Genomic DNA, 25653 nt, shown 5'->3' on the forward strand with positions numbered 1-25653 from the left:
AAACGTCACCTCGTTTTCAAAATTTCTCTTAATATTTTTTCTGTCTCTAACAGCCCGGCTCTATTAACAGATGAAAATAAAATTACGCTCTTTGCTTCTTTGAATGTACCTTCAACTTCGGATATCTTTTCATTTATCTTAGATTTCGAAAGTCTGTCGATCTTCGTAAGAACAAGAAAGGTGTCTGAAAAATTTTTAAAAAACTCAAAAGCCTCTATATCAGATCTTTGGTTTGGAATCATGGAATCTATCAGCATGAATATGCCAGACGGCCTTCTCATTTTAAAATAAGCGTTGACAAGTAATTGAAACTTTTCTCTTTCCGCCTTCGAGGTTTTTGCATAACCGTAACCGGGAAAGTCAACGAAGTAATATTCGTCGTTGACTTTAAAGAAGATCAAAGATTTAGTTTTGCCAGGTATTGAACTTGTCCTGGCAAGTTTTTTCCCAAAAATGACGTTAAGCATCGAAGACTTGCCGACATTGGATCTGCCCACGAAGATCACCTCTCCACTTAAAAACTCGGGAAAATCCGAGGGTTGGTGGGCATCAACGCTCAATTCGACCTTCTCAACGAACATCAAAGACCTCTTCTAAGACTTCCTTCACATCTTCAACGTAATGGATCTTTATACCGGAGGTTACATCTTCTTTCATTTTTCTGACCATAGGTTCATTCAATTTTGGAATTATCACTTCTTTTATTCCAAATCTTTTTGCGGCAAGTATCTTTTCTCGAAGACCGCCTATGGCTAACACCTTACCGTTTAACGTTATCTCTCCGGTCATTGCAATATCATTTCTAACAGCCTTTCCCATTACGACCGAACACAAAGAAGTAAGTATCGCGATTCCGGCTGACGGTCCGTCTTTGGGTATTGCGCCCTCTGGAGCGTGAATATGAAAATCATGGGTTTTAAAGAATTCGTACTTGTCATCGCATAAACTTTTGCATAATGTCATCGCGATCGTAACGGATTCTTTCATAACATTTCCGAGGTTACCCGTTATTAAGGTCTGGGAATTTCCAACAGTTGCCGTTGCCTCTATGACAAGCACCTCTCCACCCGTTGGAGTCCATGCAAGGCCTATTGTTTCACCAATCGATGGTTTAGAAGGAATCTGAGATCTGACAAGCATAGGCGCACCCAACAATTCTTCCACAGATTTTACCGTAATAGCGTTTTCATGATTTTTGACGATATTCCTTGCCATCTTCCTTAAAAGTTTTGACAAAGTCCTTTCGAGATTTCTTACTCCCGATTCGAGGGTGTAATCTTCTATTATTTTTCCAATCGCCTCATCTGTGATCCTGATCTTTATCTTTTCCATTCCATACTCACGAATCAATTTGGGAATTAAGAACCTTTTCGCTATTTCCACTTTTTCCTGAAAGGTGTACCCGGGTATCTCTATAACCTCCATCCTGTCTAAAAGGGCAGGAGGTATAGATTCGACCGTATTTGCGGTTGTGACGAAGACAACACCCGAGAGATCGAATGGGATTTCTATGTAATTATCGACAAAGCGAGAATTTTGTTCTGGATCGAGCACTTCAAGAAGCGCCGCGGCAGGATCTCCCTGAAAAGAGATCCCCATTTTGTCTATTTCGTCAAGCAATATGACCGGGTTATTCACTCCAACTTTGACGAGTGTCTGGATTATTCGACCGGGCAGTGCTCCAACGTAAGTTCTTCTATGGCCTCTTATTTCCGCTTCATCTCTCATACCACCGAGGGTTATCTGACCGAATTTCCTGTTAAGTGCTCTCGCCAAAGACATGCCGAGAGAGGTTTTTCCAACTCCCGGAGGGCCGACAAGACAGAGTATTGGAGATTTTGCGTTTTCATTCAACTGCTTGACCGCTATGTAATCTAAAATCCTGTCTTTCACATCTTCAAGTCCATAATGATCTGCTTCGAGAATTTTTGAGGCCCTTTCAACATTTACGTCCTCTTTCGTCTTTGAATACCAGGGTATATCAAAAAGCCAGTCTATGTAATTCCTCGATACCGTCGCCTCGGGTGAAGATGGGTACATCTTTTCGAATCTCTCTATCTCCTTTTCTATAGTTCTCCTTACTTCTTGAGGATAATGCCCTTTTTTCAATTTTTCCTTTAATTCGTCTGTTTCTGAAGTATCATCGCCAAGTTCATTCTTTATCGTCTCGATCTTCTCTCTAAGGTAGAATTCTTTTTGGCCTTTATCTATCTTTTCCTTGACTTTGTCATCTATCTCTGCCTCTATCTTTAGAAGTTCTATCTCTGAATTCAGATATTTAAGAAATTCAATGATCCTTGTTTTTGGATCTATGATCTCAAGAAATTTCTGCTTGTTTTCAAGACTAAGTTCTGTAAAAGAGATTATCGTGTCGACGAGTTTGTCAGGATCGTCTATCAAAGAAAGTTCAGAAAAGGCATCTTCTGGCAACCTTTTTGTCATTTCAAAGTACTTCAACGCTTTACTTTTCAAAAGTCTCATTACGGCAACAAGATCTTTGGATTTCCTTACTCTCTTCTCGAGTGCTTCGTATTTGCAAAGAAGGAAAGGTTCTTTTTGAGTGTATTCCGTGATCTTAACGCGAATTATTCCTTCCGCAAGTGCCCTTATGCTACCGTCAGGAAGTTTTACAAGTTGCAAAAGACGCGAAAATGTCCCGATCTCGTAAAGGTCGGCCGAATCGGGAATTTCAACATTTTGATTTTTCTGAGAAACAAGAATAAGATATCTTTCACTGTTTTCAACAACCTTATCGAGAGCCTTTATGGCAGATTCACGTTCAACATGAAATGGGATCAATGCCGTCGGAAAGGCAACATCTCCGCCTTTAAGCGGAACGCAGGGCAATTCTTCCGGAGGCATTGCAACTTTTTCTCTTTGCTTTTGTATATTTTCTATTTTTCTATTTCTTGGCAAAAAAATCACCTCTAAAATCTTGAAGGATCGTTTTTTGAAGATATCTTGATATTTCTGTGGTTTTCATCCACGAACTCAAATTCGATCTTAAAATATTCTTCCGGTACATGATTTCCAAGTTTTTCTGGCCATTCGATAAGGGTTATACCGTCGGGATCAAGATAATCTTCAATTGGAAGTTCTTCAACTTCCCACTCGTTGAGCCTGAAGAGATCAACGTGATATACTTTCAAATGCGCATCGTATTCATTGACAATGGTAAAGGTTGGGCTTGTAACCATTCGAGGATTCCCTCCGAGCGCTTCGACAAGATACCTTACGAAGGTGGTTTTTCCGGCACCCAGATCTCCCTGAAGGAGTACAACGCTGCCCTTAGAAATCATTGCGGCAAATTCCTTAGAAATATCCCTGATTTTCTTCTCGTCCACATTTTTAAACACAGTCATCTTCTATATTATACCAGATATATTTCAAAAGCCGAATGGGTGGCATATAATTGGGATGTAGCAGGTGACGGGTGGCTTGTGGCATGCGGGAAAAGTCTTTAATGACAAAGGAAAGGAGAAATTCATGAGAAAATTCATTTTGATTTCAACTGGCATTGCTTTTTTACTCACAGATCTTTTCGCTGACAATTTGGACATCGTCAAAGGATTAATTCAGGACTTCGTGTCTGGAAACTTCACAATTGCGGAATCTCTTTTTACAGATCAAATGAAGCAGGCATTGCCTCCTTCGAAGATGAAAGAAGTGTGGAATCAGATCGAGAATCAATTTGGACAATTTGAATCAATAGAAGGAATAAAGATCTCGCAAAGTGGAGAGTACACGGTCTTTGATCTATTCTCAAAATTTCAAAAATCCTATCTTGATATCCTTGTAACTGTCGACAAAAATTCAAAGGTAGCCGGCCTTTTCTTCAGACCAGCCTCAAGATTTTACGAGATTCCACCTTACGCGATTACTTCCAAATTTGAAATAAAAAAGATAGAAATAGGAAATGAATACAAGGTGCCGGCCGAACTTACAATACCAAATGGCAAGGGTCCATTTCCAGCCGTTATCTTAATAGCCGGATCTGGCCCCGAAGATATGAATGAATCGATAGGACCCAACAGACCATTTGAAGATATAGCGTATGGTCTCTCGTCGAATGGAATAGTCGTTTTAAGATTCGACAAAAGCACTTACGTTTATGCGAAAGAATTTGAAAGTGGACAGATCAAGACAGATCTCGAAAATGAATATTTCAAAGACGCTTTAGATGGAATAGAATTTTTGAAATCTCAAAGTTATGTGAAGAACGTATTCATCCTTGGCCACAGCGAGGGCGGATACCTTGATCCAGCCATTGCGAAAATGTCAGACAAGGCATCGGGAATAATCTTGCTTGCAGCGCCGGCAAGAAATTTGGAAGATGTAATGATAGATCAGTTTGATTACCTTATCTCTATAACTAAAGATTCAACCGAGACACAACAGATGAAAGTCATGATATCACAACTTGAAGAAATAAAAGCACATAAACTCAAAGATTCTACCATCGTTATGGGGGCGCCTGCGAGTTATTACTACGAAGTGGACAGTTATAACCCGATCGATATTCTCAAAACCTTGAAAATGCCTGTTCTTGTAATGCAGGGGGGAAAGGATTACCAGGTAACAAAGAAGGATTACGACATTTTCAAAGAGAACTTTGGATCAGATGACAACTTCACATTCAAATGGTTTGAGGATCTCGATCATATTTTCATGAAATGGGAAGGAATTCCATCTCCGGATCAATACCTTGTTTCAGGTCATGTAAGCGATGACGTCATAAAAGAGATCGTCAAATGGATAAACTCAAACTCATGAGATGCTTAATAGGAGTTGACATTGGGACAACAAGGACAAAGGTCGTCGCCTACGATTTGGAAGGCCGTAGAATAGCGGATGCCGAATCACGATACACGGTAAGGATACCTCAAAAAGGATGGGCCGAGGAGGATCCTGATCTTATATTTCGTGCCATTTTGAAAAACTTAAAGAAGGTCATCGAAATTGTCGGAAATCCCGAAGGCATCTCTTTCAGTTGTGCAATGCATAGCCTCATACCCATTGATGATAGAGGAGAGAAATTATCAAACGCGATCATATGGATGGACAACAGAGGATCGAAAATCTCTGCGAATCTAAAGAACACGCAAATGGGAATGGAGATATACAAAAGAACTGGAACTCCGATTCATCCGATGTCTCCTCTTTTAAAGATTCTCTACATGAGAGAAAGAGAAAGGGAAACCTTCGAAAAAACATTCAAATTCATATCGTTAAAGGAGTACATATTTCACAAATTTTTTGGATCCTATTTGGTTGATCAATCCATCGCGTCTTCGACAGGGCTTTTTAACATACGGCACAGGAAATGGGACATGGACGTACTTGATTTTGCAGGCATAAGAGAAGATCAACTTTCATACGTTGTGCCGACAAATTACATTTTGAAAGGCAATTTATACGCAAAAAAGATCGGGATAGACCCGCAAATTCCATTTGTGATAGGAGGCGCGGATGGACCTCTTTCGAATCTTGGATCTAACGCAATAGACCCGGGAATTGCCGCTTTGAATGCCGGCACAAGTGGGGCATTGAGAGTTGTATCTTCCTCTCCATTTATCGATCCCAAGATGAGACTTTTTACCTACATTTTGGATGAAAAAAACTTTGTAATAGGTGGAGCAGTTAACAACGTTGGAGTGGCCTTGGACTGGTTTGTCAGGACTTTTGGTGGCAAGATCGAGAATCTCGAACGGATGGCGGAGAAAATTCCTGCCGGATCCAACGGTCTTATCTTTTTGCCGCACATAACCGGCGAGAGAACTCCTTACTGGAACTCTGAAATGAATGGAAGTTTTCTTGGAATAAGAATAGATCACAAAAGATCAGATTTTTTCAGGGCTGTGCTTGAAGGAATAGCCTTCAGCCTTTACGAGATCAAAGAAACTATGGAAGAGAATGGAATCGAGATAAAAGAGGTTCATCTGAGCGGAGGAATGTCGTCGTCAAAATTGTTCATGGAAATACTTGGGAATCTTTTCAAAAAAATCTATATCTTCAAAGAGGATTCCTCAACCTTTGGCGCATTTCTTATCGGTGCAAAAGCGCTCGGGATAGATCAAAAAGATCTTTTCAGATACGAAGAATTCGTACCTGAAAAGGCAGAAGATTATTCGCGATTTTTTCAAATTTACAAAAAAAACCATCAAAACTAAGTTTTTTCTTCCCTTGAATAAGGTACGCCAAGAGCCGATGGAGCACCAAAGAGTTTTTTTATCCTGTTGCTTGAGGCAAAAAGCATTACAAACACCGTAAAGATGTACGGGAACATGTTCATTATGTTCACAGGTATTGGTACCTGAAGTATTTGAAAACTGAATTGCAAAACGCTTATCCCGCCGAATGCGTAGGCACCGATAAGCGCTATGACCGGATCCCAGATTGCAAATATAACGAGTGCAACGGCTATCCAGCCACGTCCTGCCGTCATATTTTGAACCCACATTGGCGTGTAAGCGAGAGAAATGTAGGCGCCGGCAAGGCCGCTAAAAAATCCACCTATAATCGTGTAAAGATATCTTGTGAGTATGACATTTATGCCTCTCGCATCGGCCGCATCAGGCGCTTCTCCAACGGCTCTTAGATTCATTCCGGCAGTCGTTTTGTAAAGAAACCACCATATTACAGGTACAGATATATAACCTATGTAAACGAGTATGTCCCTGTTAAAAACGATAGGCCCTATGTAAGGAATATCTCCGAGAAGAGGTATTTTGAGATTTTGAAAACTATTTGCCTGCATTCCAACATAGGCGTTGCCCCAAAAACCGCTCAATCCTTGTCCGAGAAAAACAAGCGCAAGGCCGCTTACGACTTGATTTATCCTCAAAGTTATTGACATAAAGGCATGCAAGGAGGCCATAAGTCCACCAACCAAAATGGCCGCAAGTACGGCAAGCCATAGATTTCCAGTGATGTATGATATGCTAAAACCAGTAAAGGCACCCATTAGCATCATTCCTTCGAGACCGAGATTTAAAACTCCAGATCTTTCGGCGAGTATCTCTCCAAGGGTCGCAAAAAGCAGAGGCGTTCCCGCCCTTATTGCGCCGGCAAAGGTCGATATCACAATGTCGTTCATGATCTCACCACCTTTATCCTGTATCTCATGAATACTTCAGACGCAAGAAGAGAAAAGAGCAATATCCCGTTGAATGCATTTATCAAAGAAGATGGGATCTGCATGAAAAGTTGAAGTTGCTGGCTTCCGACAAGCAACACACCAAAAAAGAAAGATACGACAATCGTCGCGATTGGATCGAGACGGGCAAGCCACGCTATGATGACGGCCGTATAACCGTAACCCGGAGAAAAATTAGGCTGCAACCTGAAAAGCACCCCGCTCATTTCGGCCATTCCACCGATGCCGGAGATCGCTCCGCCTATTACCATCGCAAGGATTATAAGTTTTTTAACATTTACGCCCGCATATTCTCCGGCACGCAAATTATCACCGGCGATTTCGAGATGAAAGCCGAACTTCGTGTACTTGACAAGATAAAGCACAAAAAATGCCATGATTATAGAGATTATTATGCCAAAGTTAAGCCCCCCAGAACCATACTGGGGAAGGATCGCCGATTGAGGAAATTTTGCAGTTATGGGGAAGTTATAACTTCCCGGTCCCTTCCACGGACCATATGTAAGATAATTGACCCAGTATATCGCAACGTAATTGAGCATCAATGTGCTCAATATCTCATTTACACCGAGATATGCTCTCATGATACCGGGAAGGAATCCCCAAAAGGCACCGAACGCGGCTCCAAGAATCATGAGAAGTGGTATCATCACCCATGGATTGTGAATGTTTGGAAATAGGTACAAAGCACCCCATGTGGCTGCAAAGGCTCCCATCTGAAATTGTCCTTCTGCACCTATATTCCACAATTTCATTTTAAAAGCGATCAAAACCCCGAGAGAGGTAAAGAGTAAAGGCATCATTGAAACAAGGCTTTGAATAAGGCCTGGGACCGTTCCCATCGCCCATGAAACAAGTTGCCAGTAGGCTTCGAATGGATCATCTCCGAGAGAAAGAATTATAAATCCGAGAAAGACAAGCGCTATTAAAATAGAAATCAGAGAAGATAGAAATATAGATACTTTTGAAGGTTTTGTGCTTTTCTTTTCAAATTTTATCTTCATTTTTCACACCTGCCATCATAAGCCCAATCTCTTCGATGTGTGATTCGTCAGGTTCGCTGTATCCGATTATCTGACCTTCGTAAAGCACACCAACACGATCGGATAAATTAAATATTTCATAGAGATCTCCCGCTATCAAAAGTATCGCAGTCCCCCTTTCTTTTTGGGCAAGCAAGACGTTGTAGACGAATTCCTCCGCTCCAACGTCAAGACCCCTCGTCGGATGAACCGCTATTATGAGTTTCGGCTCACTTTCTATCTCTCTTGCAAGGACTACCTTTTGCATATTTCCACCCGAGAGAAATTTCACTTCCTGATCTACAGAGGAAGTTGAAATTGAAAATTCCTTTACCAGTTTTTCAGCAGGTTTTCTCAATTTTTCTGGATAGAACAAGTAGGGGTTGAATGAAAAAACAGGAGAGGAAAAGGCCTTGATGAATAAATTCTTGTACACGGGCAATCCACCGCACAGGGCATCCGCTTTTCTGTCCTGTGGAATGTAAGCAACATGATTTTTTATTCTCTCGAGGACATCTCCCGACCTGACTTTAGAACCATTTATAAAGATATTGCCGGTGTAATTTCTCAATCCATAGATGGCCTCTCCCAATTCTCTTTGACCATTTCCTTCGACACCGGCTATCCCTAAAATTTCTCCTCCTTTTACTTCCAAACTTACTCCCTTGACGGCCTCTATTCCTTTGTCCCCGATAACGTGTAAATTTTCTATTTTGAGAATCGGTTTTGAAGGGTGCGACGGCTTTTTGTCTATTTTTAGAACGACGTCGCGGCCGACCATCATTCTCGCAAGATCATTTTCATTCGATCCTTTCGTCTCGACAGTTCCAATAACCTTTCCGTGTCTTAGCACTGTCACTCTGTCAGATATCTCCAAAACTTCCTTTAATTTGTGACTTATGAATATAACCGAGGCTCCGTTGGCCGTCATTTCCCTTATCGTCTCAAAAAGGCCCTTTGCTTCTTGCGGGGTTAATATGGCTGTAGGCTCATCGAGTATCATTATTTTTGATTTAACGTAAAGTAATTTTATGATCTCAACTCTTTGTTGTTCACCGGCCGAAAGTTGCCATATCTTTGCACCTGGATCTACATTGATCTTGTATCTATTTGACAATTCGACGATCCTTTTTCTAACTTTTGAAAGGTCTGGAATTATTCCCAATTCTTTAAGACCTAAAGCAACGTTTTGGACAACGCTAAATGAAGGAACAAGACTGAAATGTTGCTGGATCATTCCTATCCCATTCTCTATTGCATCGCGCGGAGAAGAAATATCTATTTTCTTTCCTTCTAAAAATATCTCTCCCGCGTCTGGCTTGTATATTCCGTAAAGAATATTCATGAGCGTGGTCTTTCCGGCCCCATTTTCACCGAGAAGGGCGTGGACCTCGCCCTTTTTAAGGTCAAAGTCCACGCCGTCATTTGCAATCAAATTGGAGAAAGACTTGGAGATATTTTTGAGTTCGAGAATTTTTTCGGACATATCTTTACTTTTTAATGCTGCCTATTACGCCCTGAACAAACCACTGGATCGATAGCAACTGATCCAAGGTTGCACGCTGGCCGGCCGGTATCATTAATTTTCCAGATTGATCGTATATGGGGCCTTCGAATGGATCAAAATTGCCGGACTTTATCTCATTTTCCATAGCGTTTACGAGTTTTTGCACCTGAGGTGGAACGAGGTTACTCATCGGGGCAAGTTCAACAAGACCATCTGCCATATTTCCATAGTAGAAGGTAGGCTTCCATGTGCCATCGAGGACAGATTTAACATTTGGAACGTAGAATGCGGCCCAGTTCCAAATCGGAGCGGTTAAATAAGAATGGGGTCCGAACTGACCCATATTTGGAGAATCATATCCTATCGCGTAGACGCCTTTTTCTTCGGCCGCCTGTATAGTCGCTGGCGAATCTTGGTGCTGTGCGAGAACATCACAGCCAGCGTTTATTAAACTCAACGCGGCCTCTTTCTCAGTCGGAGGATCGTACCATGTGTATGTCCATACAACCTGAACTGTTGCGTAAGGGTTGACAGATCTTACGCCTAAAGTAAATGCGTCTATTCCCCTTACAACCTCAGGCGTTGGGTATGCCGCAACGTATCCTATTTTATTGGTCTTTGTCATAGATCCGGCTATCAACCCTGAAAGGTACCTTGCCTCTTCCATTGCGCCAAAATATTCGCCTAAATTCGTCGATGTCGCATATCCCGAGCACATTTCAAAGATGGTGTTTGGAAATTCCTTTGCGGCTTGAATAACCTGATCCATGTATCCGAAACTTGTAGCGTATATCAACTTGTATCCCTGAGACGCGAGAGCCCTTAGAACGCTAAGAGATTGAGAACCTTCCGGCACATTCTCTATGTATTTTATCTGGACCTGATTTCCAAAGGCTTTTTGAATCGCAAGCACTCCTCCGTCGTAATGGGCCTGTGTCCAGCCGTTGTCATTTATCGGTCCTACAAAGATGAATGCTATTTTCAGTGGAGCCGCGAGTGATAACGTAAATATTCCCACAAGCAAAAGCACAAAAAGGAATTTACTTTTCATCTTCACTCCCCCTTATTTTGAAATACTTCCGATAACTCCCTTTACAAACCAGTTCATCGAAAGCAAATCCTGATCGGATAAACTTTGACCCGCCGGGATCATCAATTTTCCGGATTGATCGTATATCGGGCCAGAGAAAGGATTGAAAGAATGGGTCTTTATTGCATTTTCCATCGCATTTACGAGGTTTTGAACCTGAGGCGGAACGAGGTTACTCATCGGGGCAAGACCGACAACGCCACTGTCAAGTCCTCCCCAGAAGTTGTGCGTTTTCCATTTTCCATCGAGTATCGCCTGAATATCATCTTTGTAATATGTTCCCCAGTTGAAAACTGAAGCCGTCAAAAAAGTTTTGGGAGCGTAAGAACTTTGATCCGTGTTGTATCCTATGCAATACACGCCTTTACTCTCGGCGGCCTGAAGTGGGGCTGGAGAATCAGTTTCGGATTTTATAACATCACAACCGGCACTTATCAGAGAAAGAGCGGCTTCTTTTTCATTTGGAGGATTGTACCAGTCATTAACCCATACAACCTGAACGGTGGCTTTGGGATTGACGCTTTGAACCCCGAGTGCAAAGGCATTTATCCCTCTTATAACCTCAGGAGTCGGAAAGGCGGCAACATAACCTATTTTGTCCGTTTTTGTCATAGACCCTGCTATAAGACCTGTAAGATATTCTGCCTCTTCGATTCTGCCGAAGTAAACGGCCATATTTGGTCCCGTAAGATAACCCGAGCAATTTTCAAAGATAACATTTGGAAAGAGTTTTGCAACTTCTGCAGTTTGATCCATGTAACTAAAACTCGTGGTGTATATCACGTTGTAGCCATTCAGCGCTAATTGCTTTAAAACATTCACGGCATTTGCGGTAGGAACACTTTCTATGTAGGTCGTTTGAATCTTGTCTCCAAAGTAATTTTGAACATACAATCTGCCAAGGTTTTGTGCATAAGTCCATCCATCGTCACCAACAGGTCCGACATAAATGAAGGCAACTTTTAGAGGGGCAGCAAAGACGTAGAGGCCAATTAACGTAAGCAAAATCAGGAAAAGATATTTTTTCATAGTTCTTCCTCCTTAAATTTAATTTGAAATCACCCGAAGGTGATTTATATCTTTGTAGTCAGACGATTAAGGTCGTCTGGTAGAAACTTTCGAGCCCAATTCCCGAAATTATACAAAGGTCTTATTCGACATTCGTTGGAGGAATTATTTTTGAAGATTATATCACTTTATTTTGAAAAAATCAAAGTATTCTTTCCACATTAAAGGCGATGTTTTTAAAGGTTTTACAATAAAAAGTTCATTTGTGAATATGTAGATGTGCTTGCTTGATTCCGTTAAAAAACTTTGAACTTCACATAAATTAAAGGTAAGATCTCCCAATTCTATATTGTTTTTATCCATTCTAAATTTTGATCTTTTTCCATTTATTATGGCTTCATCCTCGAGAAGAATTTCCTTCGATAAAGAGATCGAATCATGTAATTTTCTTACTTCTTCAACTGTCGGCTTTATCCATTTTGAGCCACAATTTTTGCATTCGAAACCTTTTTTGTAACCTTTTACACTTCCGATATTTTCACATTTGGGACACTGCCACAAATATGCCTCTATGCCTCTGTAATCGGCGTAAGTTTTAGATTTAAATGTATCTAAAAATATAAAATCGAATGCTTTTTGGTAATCTTGAGGATTTACAGGATCGCCGATCTTAACCTTCACAACTCCTTTACTCAATTTCTTTGCCCATCTTGGCCATAAGAGATGAATATCTTCTATTCTTACCGGCAGGATAGGATTGGGAGACATCTTTAACAATCTTATTACTCCCTCCTGTACTTCAAGATGTCTTCCGTCCCAGTTCCTTTCTCCCTCGGGAAAGATACCTATTATTCCTCCACTTTTCATGGTCTTTGTGAATTTCATTATGGCATGCACATCTACCGTGTATCTTTTTATCGGAAAAATTCCGACAAGTTCGTAAAACCATGAGAATCTTTTGTAATGTGCGCTTGTGATTGGAAATCTAACGTAAGAATTGAGTATGTCTATGACGAAAAGTGGATCGGGATAAGATGCATGGTTTGCGATCACAACGTAAGGGCCATTTGGAATCTTTTCTTTTCCTTCCATTCTTACATCGTAGAAGAAAGGCACTATGAACTTTCCGATAAGAAACATAAAAGCGTAAAGAAAAGGAGGCTCAACAACAGGATCAACTCTCCATTTTTTCAAAGGAAGAATCAATGGAAGATGAATTTCTCTCGCCTGTGGAAATCTTTTAAAAAGCGATCTGTTCTCCAAGATCGCGAGTATCAAAATAATTACCAGACCTGCTAACCACGCCCACAAAATGTGAAGATTAAACAATAGCGCTACTCCGAGGGTGTAAAGGAGATATCCAAAGTATATTGGATGTCTGCTCATCGAGTAAGGACCAGACTTAACAAATCTTTTAGTTTCAATCTCTTTAAAAGGAGAACCATGACCATCCAATATCAGATATGCGGCAGAAATTCCAGCCCAGAATATTCCAAATATAATCAAGAAAATACCCCACATCAAGCCTTCTGATGGCCATAAAGAAAAAATTCCAGCGATTCCAAACGGAATTAAAATCCAATAAAGGATGATTTTAAGAAAGATTTTCAGGTACATATATTCTCCTTCCACCTTTTATTTCCTATATTATTACATACTTTATATGAACTTGTTCTTCGTGTATGTAAACGGTAAGAAGTGATCGGTAAAAGGCTTTGCCGATTATAGATCACGCGTTCTTGGTAATTTGAAATCCATTTGGTATATAATATCAATGATAGGGAAGAAAATGGAGGTGTTTATCGCTGGAGACTATTTCAAGATTTAAGATACCTGAATCCGTCAACATAGTTTCTTTTCTTGGAGAGTACGATTCCAATCTTAAGGCAATAAAAAAATATTTTGATGTTGGCGTAACTTTAATGGATTCTGAATTGTGGATAAAAGGTGAAGAAGAAAAGGTAAAACACGTTAACGGTGTCCTTGAAAAGATGGTCAAAATAGTTTTAAAGGAAGGGAGTGTTGACATAAGAGATCTTCTAAATACGAAAGAAAGAACCTCTTCAAAGATAGAAGGAGTTGGTGTATTTCCAAAGACCAAGGGTCAACAAAAGTACATAGATGCGATGAAGGAAAATGACATAGTCTTTTCCATAGGCCCTGCTGGAACGGGAAAAACGTATTTAGCCGTCGCAATGGCTGTCGAGCAACTTAGAAGCGGTCAAATACAAAGAATAGTTCTCACAAGACCCGCAGTCGAAGCCGGAGAAAAACTTGGCTTTTTGCCGGGAGACATGATAGAGAAGGTTGATCCCTACCTGAGGCCTCTTTATGACGCACTCTTTGATATGATGAGTCCCGAAAGGTTCAATTATTACAGGGAAAAAGGCATCATCGAGGTTGCTCCTTTGGCTTACATGAGGGGAAGAACGTTAAACAATGCTTTTATGATCCTTGATGAGGCGCAAAATACAACTCACGGCCAATTGAAGATGTTTTTGACAAGAATGGGGTTTGGATCAAAGGTCGTTGTCACGGGAGACATAACCCAAATAGACCTTGAAAATAAATCTGATTCGGGACTTTTGGAAGTTCAGAAGATATTGAAAGAGATCAAAGGTGTCGCTTTCGTTTATTTGGAAGAAGAGGATGTCGTAAGAAATCCGATAGTAAAGAGGATAATAAAAGCCTATGAATCTTTTGAAGAAAATTCAAAGTAAAAAGTTTTACACTTATTTCTATTACATTGCCGCACCTTTAATAATGGTTATTCTCGCGAATTTCTCCATACGTCCAAAGTTGGAATGGATAAGCGAGTACATGATAATAGGAAGTGTCAATTTTCTTACCTTTAAATGGATAGGTGATCATGTAAAATTCTTTAAAATTCATGACCAATATTTCTGGACCTATGCATCTTTAATATTTGTAACTATTCTATTTTTCCCAATTGGTGCTTACTTTTTTGGTCCATATGGAATACCCGTATGGTTGGGTGTCATACTCATAACTGCTTTGATGGGCACTGAAAGTGGAATTGCGTCTGCCTTTACACTCTCAACAGTTGCAACTGTCATTTCTTTTTACGACTTCAAAGTTTTTGCGATTTACATGATCAGTTCTGTTGGTGCCATATACCTTGTGAGGAATTTCAACAAGAGAACGGACATGACCAAGATGACTTTTTATTCGGCCGTAATAGGTATTGGGATTTTTTTGGTCATGAACCTTAACTTGAACATTCTTAACAGTAAAGATATTTTAATTCTTTTCTTTAATCCATTCATCTCGATGATTTTAGCCTTTGGAATTATGCCCTATGTCGAATATATTTCGAGGATATATTCGAATATCGGTTTACTTGAACTTGGCGGATTGAGCCACCCACTTTTGAAAGAACTCTCGATGCAGGCACCCGGTACATATTTTCACAGTGTCGAACTTGCCAATATGTGTGAAATGGCCGCAAGCAGAATAAACGCAAATTACACTCTCGCAAGGGTTGGCGCTTATTTTCACGATATAGGAAAGATGAAAAGGCCCGAATTCTTTACAGAAAATCAAAAGGGCCCTAATCCACACGATAAGATGTCACCTATAATGAATTATTTAGTCATCACCTCTCACGTCAAATACGGTGTGAAGATGGCCCAAGAATACAGGCTTCCATTGCTTGTTGAGGACATAATAAGAGAACATCATGGCACAAGAATGGCATCTTTTTTCTACCAGAAGGCATTATCAGAGAATCTCAATGTTAGTCCGGACGATTTCAGATACCCCGGTCCAAAGCCACGTACAAAAGAGGCCGGCATTGTTATGCTTGCCGATTCTTGCGAGGCGACTTTTAAATCAATGAAGGAAATAAATCCTTCCAAAATACAAAACATCGTCGAAGAGATAGTAAATAAAGTCTACAATGAAAGACAACTTGACGACTCCGGCTTGTCTCTGAGAGACCTTGATGAGATATCACAAGAATTTTCAAAGATACTTTCTATGAGGTTGAAAACACGTATTTCCTATCCTTCAAAAGAAGAGGTCGAAAAGGTGATAAGAATTGCCAATTGAGATTTTTAACGAACAGGAGATCGATATAAATATCGACCTTATTAAATCTATCCTCAATGAGGTCTTAAGGAGAGAGGAAGAAAATGGAAATATAGTGCTCGCCTTCGTCGATGAAAAAGAGATAACAAGACTTAACGCCTATAGAAATTCAAATGGACCTACCGATGTACTTTCTTTCAATTACGATCTTCCTCAATTAAAGGGAGAGATATACGTATGTCCTTCTTACGTTAAAGAGAATGCGAACGAATTCAAAGTCTCTTTCAACGAAGAGATACTAAGGGTTTGCATTCACGGCATACTGCATATATGCGGCTACGATCACGAAAATGACAAAATTAAGGCCAAAGCAATGTTTGAGAGACAGGAAGGTTATTTGTCAGATTTTTCGGAATCCTTGGACAAAATTTCTTGAATTGCCTGTGCAAGCGCTGCCAGTTCTTCCTCTGAAGGGTCTTGACTTACCTGCTTGATCACTTTGTCTGGCTCCTGAACTATGACTGTTTTCTTTTCTTCTGCCTTTTCTTTGTCTGCATTCAAGGCTTTTTTTAGTCGTTCTTCTATTTCTTCGTCACTTATTATATTCGTATCGTAAGAGAGAGCCTTCTGCTCATTTCCTATCAAAATATCTTTCATTTCGTCTTCAACGTTCTCTTCATTTTCTTCTACCTTAAGAGAAGACGCTTTTATGATATTTTTCTTTCTTCTAAATATTATGTACAAAGTCGCCAACGTGGCCATACTTGCAAAGAGAAGAATAAAGATGAGAAAAATCTCAACTATGGAGAGAGATTTGGGCTTTGTATTGCTTTGGTACGAAGAGAGTAATGGGTTGCTTTCCCAGTGGGCTATTTGATTTATAAGATTGGTTGTATTCTCAATAGATGTACCCTTAGCCGTCGTAAGGAAATTTTCTGGAAGGTATGCCCTCGCCGTTACCATATCTCCAGAATAGAGTGCGCTTAATCCTATAAGTGTCTTTATATTCGAAGTATTCTCGAGAGAAGGATCAAGGGTAAGAGCCTTTTTCAAATATTCCTCTGCCATTTTGTAATTCCCAACGTTAAAATACATTACTCCCTGAGAATAATAAACGTTTAAATTCTGGGCGAAAGATAGAATCGGAAAGATGACAAGAATCGATATGATGCTAATTTTGATAAACCTCAATTTCATAGACACCTCCTTTCACGGTGATCATGTAGAGGTAAGAATTATACGTTGTGGCATCTATTACTTGAGAGTTTACAACCTGATACACCGGAACTTTTACACGATTTACCATATCGTAAAAGTTAAGGGTATGATCTCCGGTAACGATAAAATAATTTCCGTAAGGCAGTATTTTACCGTTTCCCACATCTCCATTACCTATTATCTGAACACCCTTTTGAACCATATCGATCGCAAGCAACATGTAATTTGAGGAAAGCAAATACATCGTCTTTCCAGAGACAAAAACAGAATTAAATGGAAAGAGAGTTTGATCTGATTTCATGTCGATCTTTTTCATCAGATCGTCTATCGGCTCAAAAAAGGTGGCGGTCATGCTGTTAAGATCGTACAGGGATATGTAAGATGTAGATATAACAACAAAAGAGTTAATCGATGGCATGTACCACATACGTCCGCTAATGCCTGGCACTGTCAGAAGTACCTTACCGTTTTCGGATAAAAAAGTCGATGTGGAATTCTGTGAAAGAGTATAGATATTGTTGCCCATTACGAAGACATTTCTGTAATTTAAGGCAGTGATGGTTCCTTGAAAGGTTGCCAAGGTGCCATCGAATTTCAAAATTTGCCAGTTATCAGTGATAAGATAAAGATTGCCATTGTAAAGATTTGAAAATCTTACATTTCCAGAATATACCTTCGCACTTCCTCCAAGAGAGAGATAATACACATCATTCGAAGAGATAATGTACGTTCCGTTAGATGCTACCTCCAGTTTTCCTACTTTTGGCACAGAAACAGAGTATATTTTTTTGAGAAAGATTCCAGGCGAGGCTTTTTTGATTATATAATCTCCCTCCGAAAGATATTTGTAAGTCATAACCCGTGTACTTACAGTTGATATCTTCGTTGTGGTCGATTGGATAGTTTGAGGGAAGTTGTCCGATTTGAAAGTTAATGTCGATGAGGTCGTTGTCGAGACGAGATTTGTTAGTAATTTTATGACATTGCTATGAATGAAAATGTCAGAAAAAGAATATGGAAAGGTGAATTTTTGATTTCCAAAGGCTGTCGCACTTTTTACAGAAACAAAACCGTCTCCCAAATTAGTTACGAGTTCTGGAAAGGTAGAGGTAAGAGATCCGAAATTGCTGTTTGCGATCCCCGGATTGGTTCCCGCTATCGTTATGAAGGTTATTCCGGGTGGAACGGTCATTTTGTTCAATCTCTGTAAAAAAGATGAATTGGGCGAAAGATCTTTTGCAAAAAAATTGAGACTGTAAAGGTAAGAAATCGCCGTGCTAAGTATGTATTTGACGGAGTTAACAGACAGTCCGAATTCACGGCTTACAAATTCATCGCCGGCATTGTAAAGATTACTTATCGTGTAAGCAGAAGCAAGATTTGTTCCATCATTTGGTGTATCGAAGAGTACAACTTTTTTAACATTTCCGGCAGAAGGATTTGATTCAACAGCGTAACGGGCTATCAACCCACCAATGCCTTGGGCAAAGATGTAGGTGTTTCCCTGAAGCGTCCCGAGAAGACTGGAAAGCAAATTACCAACGTACTGGGTATAACTGTCATATCCAGAAGATCCAAAGTAAGATATCATCTGAGAGGTGAACGAAGAGTCACGATAGGTGGTCAATGGATAGGAAAAAAGATATACGTTGTAATTGGGAAAGTCCTGGACCCAAAAATTGAATGAGAAATTTGGCAATATACCTGAAAAATTCGCGTTTTCTCCCGGAACAATGACAATGTTACTTTGAAGGTTTGAAATTTTGTTAAGAGGTATAAGGCCGTAAGATACATTGTATGTTTTCAATCTCAGCGCTATTATGCCAGGGAAATAAGTCATGGCCGTTAGATATGGTTTACCATTTATCTCACTTATCTGGCCTCCATACAAACTCTGAACCGTTCCATCTTGGAAAACCTCAAAGGCCTCAAGATTGGACTGATTGAGGCCGAGATAATATTCAGAGGGAATTGGAATCGAAATGATGACAGGCGATCTTGTCATTGAATTCGTGCCACTTTTCCATTTTAATACGTAAGGCGTCCCAACAAAACTCGATATGGCAGTAAGGGTAGTGTATTGAGTAGAATCTTTAGTGATGGGAGATGATATGGGATAATTTCCGGGATCAAAGGCTCCTTCTTGAAAAGATATCTCGACACTTTCGACGTTTTTACTCTTTTGTGGCAAAGAAGAAATAGCAAAAACAATTACCAAAAAAACGATGATAACTCCTGCAACAGACGAAACGATGATCAATCTTTTTTTTGAAGAAAATAATTTTTTAAACAGATCAAAGATCTTCACCCAAGGATCTCCTTTACAGTTTTGTAAAGATGCCCGTTCCCTATCTTCGAAAGAATCTCTCCATGAAGATTATCGGCAAATTTTCTGGCTTCTTCAACGCCCATGACCTTTACGAGAGTGGCTTTGTTTTCCTCTACGTCCTTTCGTGGGGTTTTTCCAATCTGTTCAAATGTGGCCGTAAGGTCCATTATGTCATCGAGAATTTGAAAGTAGATACCAAAATTATATCCCGCCTCCGCGTAGGGAGTTGAATCCTCGCCTGCCATAAGAGATCCAAAAGAAAATGCAAAAGCAAAAAGAGCACCAGTCTTGCCTTTGTACATTTCAAGAACTTCTTCCTTAGACGGAAATTCATGACTTTTTGCCATGAGTATATCCATCGTTTCACCATTTACAAGTTCTATGAGAGTTCTTGTGAAGGCCTTTATCACATCGTTGTTTTTAGATTCTGTACACGTGTGCCCCGCTATCGAAAAAAGCAAATCTCCGGCCATTATCGCAATGTCTTCTCCGAATTTCACATGATTCGATGGCATCCCCCTTCTGTACGAGTCGTTATCGATTGCCGGCAGATCATCGTGAATCAAGGATCCAGCGTGCATCATTTCGGTAGCACACGCAACTTTCATCGCGATTTCTTCATCAACATCAAAATCCCGGGCACTTGCAAGAACGAATTTGGGTCTTAAACGTTTTCCCGGCAATTTTAAAGTGTAGAGCGCTGCTTCTTCGAGCCGAGGCGACAAATTAAAACTTTTTACGATCTGCTCCATCATCAGGTCAATTTCCTTCGTGGCCTTCACCTTCGCCTTTCTCTTCATTTTCGAAATACTTCCTTATCTGATCTATATCTAAATGTTCTACAAAATCCTTGAACTCTCTTTCTTCGGTCTGATCCTGATCTTCTATCCTTATGCCTCCCTCTGCTATTATCTTTTCAGTTGTAAAAATCGGTATTGATTTCTTTGTGGCAAGTACAATTCCATCTGAAGGTCTGCAATCTATCTCTTTTTTTTGATCGTTCACTTTCAATATCAATTTTGCCTTGTAGGTGTTGTCTTCCAAAGAATCTATGAACAATTCTTGTGGAATGGCACCGAAACTCTCTATTATGTTTAACATCAGATCGTGGGTCAAAGGTCTTGGAAATTCGGCCTTTTGAAGGGCAAGAGAGAGCGCAAATGCCTCGCAAGATCCTATCCATATCGGAAGGACAAGGGAAGAATTCGGAATTTCGAGAATAACGACAGGTGTGTTGTTGCGCTTGTCAAATGCCAATCCTTTGACTTTTACTTCTTTCATTTACCTCACCTCCTTCGATTCTTTGTAACTCGGCCGTCATTTTATCCCTTAAAAAATCCGCGATCTCTTTTGATCCCATCTTTTCGATCTCTTCGAATTTTATAACCGGCATTATGGAAAGATATATATCGGCCCTTTTTATGTACATTGAACCCTTTGGCATTGATCTTTCCGTTCCGGATATCACAATCGGTAGAATTGGGACTCTTGCCTTAGTTATGATCTTCATCGATCCTGCCTTGAACTCGTGTATCTTTCTGTCTGTGCTTCTTGTTCCTTCGGGGAAAATCGCAATGACCTGGCCTTCTTCATGCATCCTTTTTATTACGTTCTCTATGGCATAAACGGCATCACGGGGATTTTCTCTATCTATAAGTTCTCCTCCAAGGACTTTTAAAAACTTTCCAACTGTGAAAAAATTACCCAATTCCTTCTTGGCTATGAAGCCTGTGTGTGGATTTACGTATCCCTGAATTAGAGTTATATCTAACATACTTCTGTGATTTGCAACTATTATGTATGGGCCCTTTGGAGGTATATTTTCTTTTCCAAAGATGTGAACCTTACTTCCGGGAAAGGAAAAGGACCTTCTTCCCCATCTTCCAACGTGAAGATTTATGTATTTCTCTCTTTCTATGCCATTTCTCTTTTTAACTCCTCTGACAAAGAAAGGAGCATAAGCCATATAAAATAAAAATGCAATCGCTGTAAAAAGATAACGGACAACTCCCATTTTTTCACCCTTTCAATTATACCATGAAAATATACACATGCCTGCCGGTTTGGGCTTCAATTGAAATATGAAAATTCCATTTTACAAAAACAAACGGCAGGATAACCTGCCGGATAGATTGTTTAATTTGAACTTATATCAAAGACATGAGTCTTTCAAGGAAAGAAGGAAGCACAAAGGCTGCGTCGTGAATTTTGCGATTGTAGTATATCAATGTTCCATCAAGCGCTTTTATTCTCGATTCATCTCCTTTAAAAGAAGGATCGACATTTTTTGACGCGTAAACGAAGACCCAGAATCCGGAAGGATACATGGGCACAAAGGATATATAAGGTTTAACGATCGGAAAGGCTTTTTTTATTTCCCTAAAACATCTTTCCATCTCTTTGGAATCGTAGACTGGATTTTCGGCTTGAACTGAGATCACTCCGTCATCTTTAAGCGCTTCCCGGCAGGATGAATAAAACTCTTCGGTAAAAAGAGAATTGCCCGCTCCTTTGTACGGATCTGTCGAATCAACTATTATGACATCATATTCATTCTTTTTCTTGGCGACAAAATTCTTTCCGTCTTCATTGTATATTGAAACGCTCGGATCCATAATTTTCGACGCCACAGATGGAAAGTATTCCTTGCACGTTTTTATAACGTCAGGATCTATTTCCACGAGATCGACTCTTTTAACGGATCTGTGTTTTAATATCTCCCTCACCGTGCCGCCATCTCCTCCGCCAATGACAAGCACACTCTCAGGATTGGAATGCGAAAAGAGAGGAACGTGGGCAATCATCTCATGATACGTGAATTCCCATCTCTCGTTAAGTTGGACCATTCCATCCATGACAAGAACCTTTCCCAGATCCGGCGTTGAGAAAACATCTATCTTTTGGATGGGACTTTGTTTAGAAAAGTCAATCTTGCTCAGGCGATATTTTGTGCTTACATTTCCTCCGGCCACAAATTCTTCAAAAAAGAAGGGCAAATTTTCCTTAGCCAACTTTTACACCTTCCAATCCTTCGATTCCGATTTTGTCATATTCTCCTCTTTGGAGTTCTATAATGGATTCCCTTTGTGATTTCATGACACTTTTAAGATACTCAAAAGCCTTCCATGGATCGACTGAATCTCCGCATGTGAATATATCAACGGCAGCATAACCGTATTCCGGCCACGTATGAATCGACAGATGAGATTCTGCGATTACAACCACTCCACTAACTCCGTAAGGGTTGAATCGGTGAAAAGTGGAATTAACAATCGTAGAATTCGCCTTTCTTGCTGCCATTCTCATGTGTTCTTCGATGCCGGCTACATCGTCAAGAACAGATGGTTCACAACCGTAAAGTTCTATAAGTAGATGTCTTCCAAGAGCCTTCATATGCGGCGCGCCTCCTTTAATCTATAGTTATCCACAACAAAATAGCCTTTTTTGACTTTGAAACATTTCTCAACTGGTGCTTTCTATCGGCTTTATAATAAAAACAATCTCCACTTTTCAATTTGAATCTCACATCATCGAGCCATAATTCAACGCTACCTTCTATAACGTATCCGAATTCTTCTCCTTGATGGTAATCTTCGGCAAGAGTTTCTCCTTCGGGCTTGATCACAACTATTTTTGGATCTATTTTTTTGTCCTCAACGCCGGGTATCAAAAGCATCGATTTTATACCTTCGGGTTCATCGTAAAGAGGTACTCTATCTTTTTTCGTGAAAACGACTTTTGATGGAACCTCTTCCGCGAAGAATTGCCTCAAACTTATTCCCAAAACGTTAAGGATCTGTTCGAGAGTTGCTATGGAAGGTGAAGTCTTGTCCCTTTCAAGTAAAGAAATAAAACCCTTTGTAAGGTCTGCTCTCTCGGCAAGTTCTTCTTGAGTAAATCCTCTCGAAAGTCTTAGCCTTTTCAATTTTGCCCCTATTTCCATAGAAAACCTCTTTAATGATGTGCTTTTGTTTAAAATATTAAACGCTAAAAAGCAATAAGGATCAAGAAAAAATGTTTAATTTATCTCAAAGAACTCTGTTTTATTTCGCACATGAATCTAATATAATTAAACAAATTGATTAGCAGCGTTAAACAGTATATCACTTTTATTTTTCAATGTCAATAGTTTGGATCAAAAAAAACCGCCCGTTCTTCCGGGCGGTGGTGAGGAGGAAGCACTCAGACGGTGACGTTAACTATTAGAAGTATAACATATCCCATACCCTTGTTTTCAAAATATTCTCTAAAAATTCTTATTATCGTCACTTACCATTTTTCCCAGAAATTGGGAGTGATAGTTTTCTTCAAAAGAATGTGAATTCCTATTCCTATAAGGTAAGATGCTATCAAGGCCACAAAGGTTTGATTGAGAGAAAATCTGTAACCGAAGACTTGGAATATGCTCGTAAATAGAAAGACCGAGAATATTATCCCGCCTATCCCTATAAAGTTTCTTTTCGTCAACTCTCTTATGCCTTCCACCGCAAAGAATATGGCAAATATTATCTCCACGATAAGGCGAAAGTTAAAATTAAAAACCCCTATTATCGAAAGAAATAGAAATAGTCCGACTATCAAAAGAAAAAGCGCAAATGCCTTCATACTCTCTCCTTTACCCACCTCTTTGAAAGGCCCTTTCTTAAAGCCTCTCTTATATCGTCTCCATCCTTTAAAATAACACCCACAGCGTAAGCCTGCTTTTTTGCAGCCTTTGTAAAGTTAGATGTGGAAACAACCACTGCATACTTAAGACGTGGAAAACCATTACTTTTCCAGTATTCCATGCCGGTAAATACTTCCTGAATCGCTTTGTTCGTTACTCCATTTGTGCAATTTTTGGCCTGCACCGCTATTTTACCATCGAGTATCAGATCAACGCCAAAATCGGATGCATTCGTGTTAGACGTTGGTTTTTTGACACTCCAGCCACTTTGAGAAAAAAAGGTTTCTAAAAACTTTTCGAATTCCGTTCCGTCGCCATTTCCCGCCACTATTTCAAACCATTCTCTTAACTTTCTCAAATTCCTACTTTTCTTGTAAGAATAAGAGATGATGTAGGCAAAGAGAATTACCACTACGAAAAGTATCAAAAACAAAATCGCGTAAAATACAAAGTTGTCCAAGGAAATGACCTCTCTTTGGGAGTTAATCTTGCATTATGATATAATGCTTTCGATAACCATTAACATTTTACCACAACTTGTTAAGAAAAAGGGGTGATCTTTTGACTGCCGATGTTTTTATGGATGTAGTGAAGCAGGGCATCTTTCTATTTTTGACAGTGGTAAGTCCGGCTCTTATAGTAAGCCTTGTGGTGGGACTTATAATAAGCATCTTTCAGGCGATAACCCAGATAAATGAACAGACCCTTACCTTCGTTCCAAAGATACTCGCTGTGTTTTTTACTATAGCCTTAACAGGTTCGTGGATGTTCCAGAAAGTCATAGATTACACGATCATGCTATGGACTCAGTATTTATCGATGATATGACTTTATGAGTCTTGATCTGTTTTTTGAAACAAGATTTCTTGTCTGGATAATGATCCTGACAAGGCTTGCTGGTTTGTTTTTCTTTTCACCTTTTTTAGGCGCGTCCTTTATACCGAGAAGCGTCAAGATTTTGATAATCCTTGTTCTCTCATGGATATTGATGCCTTATTCGAGCGCCGTCGTTTATCTTTCAACACCCGTTGGCGTGATAGCGTGGATGATCTTTATCAATTTCACGATAGGAATGGCAATAGGCCTTTTTGCAACGATCTTTTTCGATGCCGTTCAATTGGCAGGCCAGATTTATGGTTATCAAATAGGATTTGCAGTCGCCAACGTTCTCGATCCCCAAAGTGATCAACAGGTACCCATTCTTGGTCAATTGATGTATCTTATAGCCGCCTACCTTTTTGTTTCAATCGAAGGGCCTGGCATTTTGATAAATGCCGTAACCTCTTCTCTTCAAATGATACCCGTCAACACGCTTTACCTTGGAACCTCTTTTGTACCAACCTTTTGGAAGGAGGTCGGCACCATTTTTTCCGTTGGAATGCAGATAGGCTTTCCCATAATAGCCTTTATGATAATGGTTACCCTATTGCTTGGAATCATGGCAAAGGTTATGCCACAAATGAACATATTCATGGTCGGATTACCGCTTAACATACTTGTGGGACTTTTGATGTTTTCGGTTTTGATTCCTATATGGTTTACCGTCTTTGGAGATATTTTAAATCAACTCTCGGCAAAGTTAATGGTTTTCATCTCGGAGATGTGAC

Annotated in this window: 26 protein-coding genes and 1 riboswitch; of the genes, 7 read left to right on the forward strand and 19 right to left on the reverse strand. The window is 39.9% G+C overall.

What is annotated here, in order from left to right; all coding sequences use genetic code 11:
- Positions 1 to 5: 5 nt before the first annotated feature.
- The 3 genes from yihA to tsaE are packed head-to-tail and all read right to left on the reverse strand — an operon-like array spanning position 6 to position 3356.
- The gene (gene yihA, locus ATHSA_RS00555) at positions 6 to 581 is read right to left on the reverse strand and encodes a ribosome biogenesis GTP-binding protein YihA/YsxC (protein ID WP_161847253.1); all 576 of its coding nucleotides are present in this window, start codon (positions 579 to 581) and stop codon (positions 6 to 8) included.
- Positions 571 to 2925 carry an endopeptidase La gene (lon, locus tag ATHSA_RS00560; protein WP_408626206.1) on the reverse strand — a complete coding sequence of 785 codons (2355 nt, stop codon included), beginning with the start codon at positions 2923 to 2925 and terminating at the stop codon, positions 571 to 573. The genes yihA and lon overlap by 11 nt, the downstream gene beginning before the upstream one ends.
- A gap of 2 nt (positions 2926 to 2927) precedes the next feature.
- Positions 2928 to 3356 (reverse strand): tRNA (adenosine(37)-N6)-threonylcarbamoyltransferase complex ATPase subunit type 1 TsaE, encoded by a 429-nt coding sequence (tsaE, locus tag ATHSA_RS00565; protein WP_161847254.1) that lies wholly within the window; start codon positions 3354 to 3356, stop codon positions 2928 to 2930.
- A gap of 130 nt (positions 3357 to 3486) precedes the next feature.
- Between tsaE and estD the strand changes: the two genes are divergently transcribed.
- Both estD and ATHSA_RS00575 read left to right on the forward strand, forming a co-directional pair.
- Positions 3487 to 4773, forward strand: coding sequence for an esterase EstD (gene estD, locus ATHSA_RS00570; RefSeq protein WP_161847255.1), 1287 nt, complete (start codon positions 3487 to 3489; stop codon positions 4771 to 4773).
- Positions 4752 to 6170: a gluconokinase gene (locus tag ATHSA_RS00575; protein ID WP_161847256.1), complete on the forward strand. Its 1419-nt coding sequence runs from the start codon at positions 4752 to 4754 to the stop codon at positions 6168 to 6170. The genes estD and ATHSA_RS00575 overlap by 22 nt, the downstream gene beginning before the upstream one ends.
- Here ATHSA_RS00575 and ATHSA_RS00580 read toward each other — a convergent pair.
- From ATHSA_RS00580 to ATHSA_RS00605, 6 genes are all read right to left on the reverse strand, one after another.
- Positions 6167 to 7096 carry an ABC transporter permease gene (locus ATHSA_RS00580; protein ID WP_161847257.1) on the reverse strand — a complete coding sequence of 310 codons (930 nt, stop codon included), beginning with the start codon at positions 7094 to 7096 and terminating at the stop codon, positions 6167 to 6169. The genes ATHSA_RS00575 and ATHSA_RS00580 overlap by 4 nt on opposite strands.
- Complete coding sequence (locus ATHSA_RS00585; protein WP_161847258.1) at positions 7093 to 8160, reverse strand: ABC transporter permease; 1068 nt, start codon at positions 8158 to 8160, stop codon at positions 7093 to 7095. Before ATHSA_RS00585 ends, ATHSA_RS00580 begins: the two co-directional genes overlap by 4 nt.
- Complete coding sequence (locus ATHSA_RS00590) at positions 8144 to 9664, reverse strand: ABC transporter ATP-binding protein (protein ID WP_161847259.1); 1521 nt, start codon at positions 9662 to 9664, stop codon at positions 8144 to 8146. Before ATHSA_RS00590 ends, ATHSA_RS00585 begins: the two co-directional genes overlap by 17 nt.
- Before the next feature lie 4 nt (positions 9665 to 9668).
- Positions 9669 to 10736 carry a BMP family ABC transporter substrate-binding protein gene (locus ATHSA_RS00595; RefSeq protein ID WP_161847260.1) on the reverse strand — a complete coding sequence of 356 codons (1068 nt, stop codon included), beginning with the start codon at positions 10734 to 10736 and terminating at the stop codon, positions 9669 to 9671.
- A gap of 12 nt (positions 10737 to 10748) precedes the next feature.
- Positions 10749 to 11804 carry a BMP family ABC transporter substrate-binding protein gene (locus tag ATHSA_RS00600; protein ID WP_161847261.1) on the reverse strand — a complete coding sequence of 352 codons (1056 nt, stop codon included), beginning with the start codon at positions 11802 to 11804 and terminating at the stop codon, positions 10749 to 10751.
- A 35-nt stretch (positions 11805 to 11839) separates the two neighbouring features.
- Positions 11840 to 11940: riboswitch (purine riboswitch) on the reverse strand.
- A gap of 26 nt (positions 11941 to 11966) precedes the next feature.
- A complete protein-coding gene (locus tag ATHSA_RS00605) occupies positions 11967 to 13289 on the reverse strand; it encodes a 1-acyl-sn-glycerol-3-phosphate acyltransferase (RefSeq protein ID WP_161847262.1) in 1323 nt (440 codons plus the stop codon).
- Positions 13290 to 13705: 416 nt separating this feature from the next.
- On the opposite strand from ATHSA_RS00605, the gene ATHSA_RS00610 reads away from it, so the two are divergent.
- The 3 genes from ATHSA_RS00610 to ybeY are packed head-to-tail and all read left to right on the forward strand — an operon-like array spanning position 13706 to position 16269.
- Positions 13706 to 14503 carry a PhoH family protein gene (locus ATHSA_RS00610; protein ID WP_232060097.1) on the forward strand — a complete coding sequence of 266 codons (798 nt, stop codon included), beginning with the start codon at positions 13706 to 13708 and terminating at the stop codon, positions 14501 to 14503.
- Positions 14475 to 15854: an HDIG domain-containing metalloprotein gene (locus ATHSA_RS00615; protein WP_161847263.1), complete on the forward strand. Its 1380-nt coding sequence runs from the start codon at positions 14475 to 14477 to the stop codon at positions 15852 to 15854. The genes ATHSA_RS00610 and ATHSA_RS00615 overlap by 29 nt, the downstream gene beginning before the upstream one ends.
- A complete protein-coding gene (gene ybeY / locus ATHSA_RS00620; protein ID WP_197739177.1) occupies positions 15844 to 16269 on the forward strand; it encodes an rRNA maturation RNase YbeY in 426 nt (141 codons plus the stop codon). The genes ATHSA_RS00615 and ybeY overlap by 11 nt, the downstream gene beginning before the upstream one ends.
- Here ybeY and ATHSA_RS00625 read toward each other — a convergent pair.
- The 10 genes from ATHSA_RS00625 to ATHSA_RS00670 all read right to left on the reverse strand — a co-directional run bounded on the left by ATHSA_RS00625 (position 16227) and on the right by ATHSA_RS00670 (position 24506).
- Positions 16227 to 17030 (reverse strand): tetratricopeptide repeat protein, encoded by an 804-nt coding sequence (locus ATHSA_RS00625; protein WP_161847264.1) that lies wholly within the window; start codon positions 17028 to 17030, stop codon positions 16227 to 16229. The genes ybeY and ATHSA_RS00625 overlap by 43 nt on opposite strands.
- The gene (locus ATHSA_RS00630) at positions 17005 to 19359 is read right to left on the reverse strand and encodes a hypothetical protein (RefSeq protein WP_161847265.1); all 2355 of its coding nucleotides are present in this window, start codon (positions 19357 to 19359) and stop codon (positions 17005 to 17007) included. The genes ATHSA_RS00625 and ATHSA_RS00630 overlap by 26 nt, the downstream gene beginning before the upstream one ends.
- Positions 19356 to 20180: a polyprenyl synthetase family protein gene (locus tag ATHSA_RS00635; RefSeq protein WP_161847266.1), complete on the reverse strand. Its 825-nt coding sequence runs from the start codon at positions 20178 to 20180 to the stop codon at positions 19356 to 19358. The genes ATHSA_RS00630 and ATHSA_RS00635 overlap by 4 nt, the downstream gene beginning before the upstream one ends.
- Positions 20140 to 20661, reverse strand: a complete 522-nt coding sequence (locus ATHSA_RS00640) for a bifunctional nuclease family protein (RefSeq protein ID WP_161847267.1) — start codon at positions 20659 to 20661, stop codon at positions 20140 to 20142. The genes ATHSA_RS00635 and ATHSA_RS00640 overlap by 41 nt, the downstream gene beginning before the upstream one ends.
- A complete protein-coding gene (locus tag ATHSA_RS00645) occupies positions 20627 to 21394 on the reverse strand; it encodes a lysophospholipid acyltransferase family protein (RefSeq protein ID WP_161847268.1) in 768 nt (255 codons plus the stop codon). Before ATHSA_RS00645 ends, ATHSA_RS00640 begins: the two co-directional genes overlap by 35 nt.
- A 133-nt stretch (positions 21395 to 21527) precedes the next feature.
- Positions 21528 to 22391 (reverse strand): polyamine aminopropyltransferase, encoded by an 864-nt coding sequence (gene speE / locus ATHSA_RS00650; protein ID WP_161847269.1) that lies wholly within the window; start codon positions 22389 to 22391, stop codon positions 21528 to 21530.
- On the reverse strand, positions 22384 to 22773 hold the full coding sequence (gene speD / locus ATHSA_RS00655) for an adenosylmethionine decarboxylase (RefSeq protein ID WP_161847270.1): 390 nt from the start codon (positions 22771 to 22773) through the stop codon (positions 22384 to 22386). The genes speE and speD overlap by 8 nt, the downstream gene beginning before the upstream one ends.
- 16 nt (positions 22774 to 22789) lie before the next feature.
- Complete coding sequence (locus tag ATHSA_RS00660; protein ID WP_161847271.1) at positions 22790 to 23323, reverse strand: cupin domain-containing protein; 534 nt, start codon at positions 23321 to 23323, stop codon at positions 22790 to 22792.
- A 326-nt stretch (positions 23324 to 23649) separates the two neighbouring features.
- The gene (locus ATHSA_RS00665) at positions 23650 to 23985 is read right to left on the reverse strand and encodes a hypothetical protein (RefSeq protein WP_161847272.1); all 336 of its coding nucleotides are present in this window, start codon (positions 23983 to 23985) and stop codon (positions 23650 to 23652) included.
- Positions 23982 to 24506: a restriction endonuclease gene (locus tag ATHSA_RS00670; protein WP_161847273.1), complete on the reverse strand. Its 525-nt coding sequence runs from the start codon at positions 24504 to 24506 to the stop codon at positions 23982 to 23984. The genes ATHSA_RS00665 and ATHSA_RS00670 overlap by 4 nt, the downstream gene beginning before the upstream one ends.
- Positions 24507 to 24607: 101 nt before the next feature.
- Here ATHSA_RS00670 and fliQ point away from each other — a divergent pair, with 101 nt between their 5' ends.
- Positions 24608 to 24874, forward strand: a complete 267-nt coding sequence (fliQ, locus tag ATHSA_RS00675) for a flagellar biosynthesis protein FliQ (RefSeq protein WP_161847274.1) — start codon at positions 24608 to 24610, stop codon at positions 24872 to 24874.
- Positions 24875 to 24878: 4 nt separating this feature from the next.
- Positions 24879 to 25652 carry a flagellar biosynthetic protein FliR gene (gene fliR, locus ATHSA_RS00680; protein ID WP_161847275.1) on the forward strand — a complete coding sequence of 258 codons (774 nt, stop codon included), beginning with the start codon at positions 24879 to 24881 and terminating at the stop codon, positions 25650 to 25652.
- The last annotated feature ends 1 nt before the right edge of the window (position 25653 follow it).

The sequence above is a fragment of the Athalassotoga saccharophila genome, assembly GCF_009936215.1.
In the GTDB taxonomy this organism is placed as follows: domain Bacteria; phylum Thermotogota; class Thermotogae; order Mesoaciditogales; family Mesoaciditogaceae; genus Athalassotoga; species Athalassotoga saccharophila.